Raw genomic sequence first — 5197 nt, forward strand, 5'->3', positions numbered from 1 at the left:
CCAAGCTCTTCAAACAATTTTATTGCTTCATCATAATCACCGTCATCAGCAAGCTTCACAGCCTTGTCATATTTATCCTGAAGTTTGAGATCTTCAATTTTTGCGATGTTGTCTTCACAGTCATCATATAAATTTCCAAGCTTTTTATATATTTTTGCTGCAGCGTCATATTTTTTGTCTTTCATAAGCTCAGACGCTTTTTTGTGTATTTCATCAAGCTTGTTTTTCGAATCCTTGTAGTCCTCAAGATTTTTAAGAATAGGAATCGCATCTGTATATTTTTCATCTTCAATATATTTAATTGACTTTTCATAAAGCTTATCTATATTATCTTTGCTGTCTTTATAATCACCGAGTGCCATGAACACAGCTGCCGCATAATTATATTTCTTGTCTTTCATATATGTACATGCCTGCTCATATATTTTTTCAACGTGTTCAGCTGAGTCTTCATACTTGTCAAGAATTATAAATATTTCTGCTGCCTGAGCAAATTTGCGGTCATTTTCATAGTTAACTGCAGTCTTATAGATTCTTTTCATATATCCCGACGGATCACTCTGATCTTCAAGACTGTTAAATAATTCTACTGCTTCTTCATATTTTTTTGCATTCACAAGTTCAGATAATTTATCATATTTTATATTGTTAAGTAATTCTTTTGCATTTCTGTAGTCTTCCAGTTCTTCAAGAACACTTACCTTTTCGTCATAGTCTTTAATTTGTTCACCCTGAACTGAAAGAAGTTTCATTGCTTTTGCTGAATCCTTATAATCCGGTATATCTGCAAATATGCTGTAAGCATCATTATATTTTCCCTTTTCCCATTGTTCCATAGCATCATCATATTTTCTTGCATTAATTGTGGCAATATAATAAATGATGCCTGCCGTAATAATAACACAACCGGTTATAACTGAAACAATAATAATTTTCTTTTTGATTTTGGCTTTTTTCTGTATTTTCCTTTCACGCAGTTCAATTTCATTTAATCTATTTTCGCATTCTTTTATAAGTTCATCAGCATTTTTCCAGCCTTTAATTGAGTTAAGCTTTTCCAATGCCTTTATATTATCCGCTTTTCCGCTGTACTTCATAAGCTCTGCTGCTTCATTCAGTGTTTCGTCTTTTGAAGCATTTTCTACCTTTTCATGGCACTGTTCAGCCAGCTTTTTAGAATCTTTATAATCTGGTATTTTATTAAAAGTTCTTTCGGCATCAGAATATATTTTTTTCTCAAAGCGATACTTTCCAAACAAATATAAGCATTCTTTTGCCATTTCATCTGAATCTTTATAGCCTGGAATGGTTTTAAAAATATCTGATGCATGAGTATAATTTTGCTTGTTATATGCATTTGTTGCGTTTACATAAATACATTCTTTTGCCATTTCATCTGAATCTTTATAACCTGGAATGGTTTTAAAGATATCTGACGCCTGATTGTAATTTTTATTATTGTATTCATCTGACGCTTCACGATAAGTTCTTTCATTAGAATAATCTTCAAGTTCTTTTTTAAACTTTGCGTCAGCATATTTAACCGCTCTTTTATAGTATATATTGCTGCTGAATGATTTTTTCTGACTTAATAATTCAGATTTTGATTTCAGTTTTAAGTCAACCAGTAATTTTATCAAATATGCTTCTGAACATTCAGGATCTATATCAAGAACTTTTTCCGAATATTCATCTGCATTACTCCATTCGCCGTCCTCAAGGAACATAAACGCCCTTTTCAAAAGAGGTTTTATTGTCTTTGAATCACTTTTGCTTTCATCAAAACCGGATTCTTTTTTCTTTTCAGAATTTGTAAGTTTCTTGATACCTCTTATCAGATCCTGCATGAATCCGAGCTTTGACATATCCTGAGCCTGAAAGAAGGAGAGCTCTTCCGGAAGATCGTATGGATCCATGTTTTTGTAAGCGGGAATGATAGTTCTGGTTTTATCCTTCTGCATGAGCATAAGGAATCTGCCCCACTCGTTTCTTACCCATACAGAATTGAAGTATTCTGCTTTTGTTCCCACAACCACCATTACCTTTGCAGAGTTAAGTGCCGCAAAAATGTATGGTTCATAGGCAGTTCCGAGCTTTCCTTCAAGAGTAATTTTCGAAAAAAATACCTTGAATCCTTCCTGCTCCAGCTGATAATACAGATCCTGAGCGAGAACACTGTCAGGTGTTCGCTTTCCATTATCACTTTCTTTATAGCATATAAATATATCAAACGGTTCTTCTTTTTCAGAAATTTCAAGAATTCCTTTTTGTATACTATCAATTTCCTGTGCTTCTTTTGTGTAAATCTCTTTTTGCTGCTCATCGGCGTATCTGACAGCTTCAAGATAATCTGCGTCATTGAAAATTGAGCTGTACTGTGTTCTGTGACAAGTAGGTATTTTCTTGCCTGTGGTCGGGTCATCAACATATTCAATACCATAACGGCACAGAACTATCTGCCAGAATATTTCGGAATCATTATTAACAGAATCCAGAAGCTTTTCGTAAATTTCCATGGCTTTGTCAAATTCACACTGCTGTCTGAAATGAGTAGCCCTGTTAAGCATATTTATGGTTTGTTCGTTATCTGATTTTGAAATAGTCTGTGTTGTGCCACAGTACTCACATTCACAAACTGTTGCACCTTCATTTACTTCAAGCGTTCCGCCGCACATTTTACATTTGAATACAGCCATTTTTCCTGATTCTCCTATTTATTTAATTTGCAAATATTGTTTCTGCTGTCAATTACAGTATTTAGTTTTTCACATATAACTTTTGATTTTGATTCATTACCGGAATGAACAGTTGCTTCAAGTTCGCCGAACAAAATATCAATTTTTGTTTCTGATTCTGTAGTTGCACTACTGCTTACAGGATCACTATATCTGAATTTTTCTGATAGCTCATCAAGCATTGCTGAAATGCCTTCATTTTTATTTTCGTTTACAAGATTCTGAGATTTAACACGCATAAGCTTTATAAATTCTGTATCTTTTTTCTGAACAGCCTCTATCTTTTCAACTTCATCACGTGCTATATCTGTTGCAATACTGCATATGATTGCGGCAGCAAGAATAACCATACATACAATTAAAGAAATCCATGCCGGAAAATGCTTTACAGTTCCTCCCAGAACAAATAAAATTATTGACGCAATTGTCTGAATAGTAAGATAAATGTAACCTACCCTGAAAACGGGGAATCCTAAAACTTTGCTTTTAAGATCCTCTGCATTTCCATAAGCAAGCTTAAACACAGGAAACTGCAAAGCTACGGCAAGCAGTTCAGCAGTATATGCAATCCAGAATGTACTGCCTTTTCTGAAAGGAATAATAAACACTACTATTGAAAATACTATAAGTACAATCGCAATTACGGCAATTGCCTGTTTATTTCTTTTTGTCATAATTATTCCCCTTTCTTTTTACCGCAGTTGCTGCAGAAGTTTCCGGTTATGCCTTTGTTTCCGCATGAACAATCCCATGTTTCCGGTGTGTCAGGCTTTTTAGCGCCGCAGTTGCTGCAGAAGTTGCCGACAACTTTATTTCCGCATGAACATTCCCATACCTCCGGCAACTGTGGCTTTTTAGCACCGCAGTTATTGCAGAAATTACCAACAATTCCTTTGTTTCCGCATGAACAATCCCATTTATCATTCATGGCATTATTTAAACTATTCCCCATTGCCGCCGCTGTATCAGCCATAGGATTAAGAGCTTCTTTTGTCATATTCATGACACCGCTCATTGCACCGAGAGAAACACCCAGTCCGGCAAGATCTCCCAGTCCCCCGCCTGTTCCGCCTGAAATATTGCTCATGTTTTCAACAGCACCAAGTCCGACCTGTCTTGCAGTTTCCTGCTGATATGTATATCCCTTCATGCGCATTTCGGCAGCTTCCGCTTCTGCTTGAATCTTATAGGCTTCAGCGTCACCCTGTGCACCGATTATCTTCATTTTTGCGGCAGTCTGTGCTTCAACAGTCTGTCTTTCAGCACTCGCCTCAGCCTCTGCTTTGAGTATCTGTTCCTGACGGACTTTCAGATACATATCAGCATGCTGCTGTTTTAAACGCTGAAAATTAGGATCATCGTCCGGAGTCATGATTGTTGTAACAAAAAACTCCGGCATAACAAGACCGTATCCTGTAAGCATTTCATTTATGCAATCACGAAGTTTATCGGAAACAACATCAAGGTACTCATCAACTTCCAGTACATTAATATTGTTTTCCTTAATGATTCTTGCAAGATTACTCTTGACTTTTGTCATAATCATTGCTTTGAATTTTGCGACTGTCGGTTTTGTACCGTAATTGCCGTCAATTACATCCGACTGGTCAAAACCGCCTGCAGTGCCAACAAGTTTAAGCAAAAGCTTTCGTGAATCACATACTTTAAGACTGAACTGACCGCATGCTCCAAGTTCTATGGGAAGTCCTGTTACAGGGTCAAAAAGGCGCACTTTTGAATCAGTGCCCCACTTGATTCCCATCTGAACGGTCTGATTTACAAAATATATTTCGGAATGAAAAATTGTATCTGCGTTTGTGGGAAGCTTATAGAGCTTTTCAAGAGCCGGCAGATTCTGCGTTGCAAGAGTATAGCGTCCTGCACCGAATAAATCAAGTGCCTGACCGTCACGGAAGAAAACAGCCTCCTGAGATTCATGAACAATAAGCTGTGAACCCAGATTAAAGTCTTCGATAGGGTGTTTCCATACAAAAGTCTGATTATCTCCCTCGTACCTGATAACGCTTGCAAGACCTTGATTTTTAATCTTTTCTTTTGCTGCCTGTGCCTGAACATCTATAACGGTATCGCACAAAGGACAGGTATATTCAGAAGAATTTTTATCAGCAGTTAACTGGCAGGAGCAGGACGGACAGCTGAATTCAATCTTATTGACCATACTTTCTGATGTGTTTATTTTTTCCTTGCATACGGGACAGACCGCCTTATCGCCTTTTGACTGGTCGAATATAACGTTATTTCCACAGTGAGGGCATACACGGGAAGTCATTTTGTCGGTTCTGACATTGATTGTGTATCCGCAGGTACAGTCAATTTTCTTTCGTGCAAAAAATCCACTTGAGGCTTGTGTATATTTGCCGCAGTTTGGGCATTCTATTACGAATTTACTCATGTTAATCTCCATTCTGCCGCAGTAGCGTCAGCACAAATAGGAATGAAAG

General features: G+C 37.1%; 3 protein-coding genes. All 3 read right to left on the reverse strand.

What is annotated here, in order from left to right; all coding sequences use genetic code 11:
- A partial coding sequence (locus ACI4WO_RS00215; protein WP_439805545.1) for a TIR domain-containing protein occupies positions 1-2696 on the reverse strand: 2696 nt, incomplete at its 3' end.
- 14 nt (positions 2697-2710) lie between these two features.
- Positions 2711-3409, reverse strand: coding sequence for a hypothetical protein (locus ACI4WO_RS00220; RefSeq protein ID WP_439805546.1), 699 nt, complete (start codon positions 3407-3409; stop codon positions 2711-2713).
- A gap of 2 nt (positions 3410-3411) precedes the next feature.
- On the reverse strand, positions 3412-5148 hold the full coding sequence (locus tag ACI4WO_RS00225; RefSeq protein WP_439805547.1) for an SPFH domain-containing protein: 1737 nt from the start codon (positions 5146-5148) through the stop codon (positions 3412-3414).
- Positions 5149-5197 lie beyond the last annotated feature (49 nt).

Source organism: Porcipelethomonas sp. (assembly GCF_051893655.1).
Taxonomy (GTDB): Bacteria; Bacillota; Clostridia; order Oscillospirales; family Ruminococcaceae; genus Porcipelethomonas.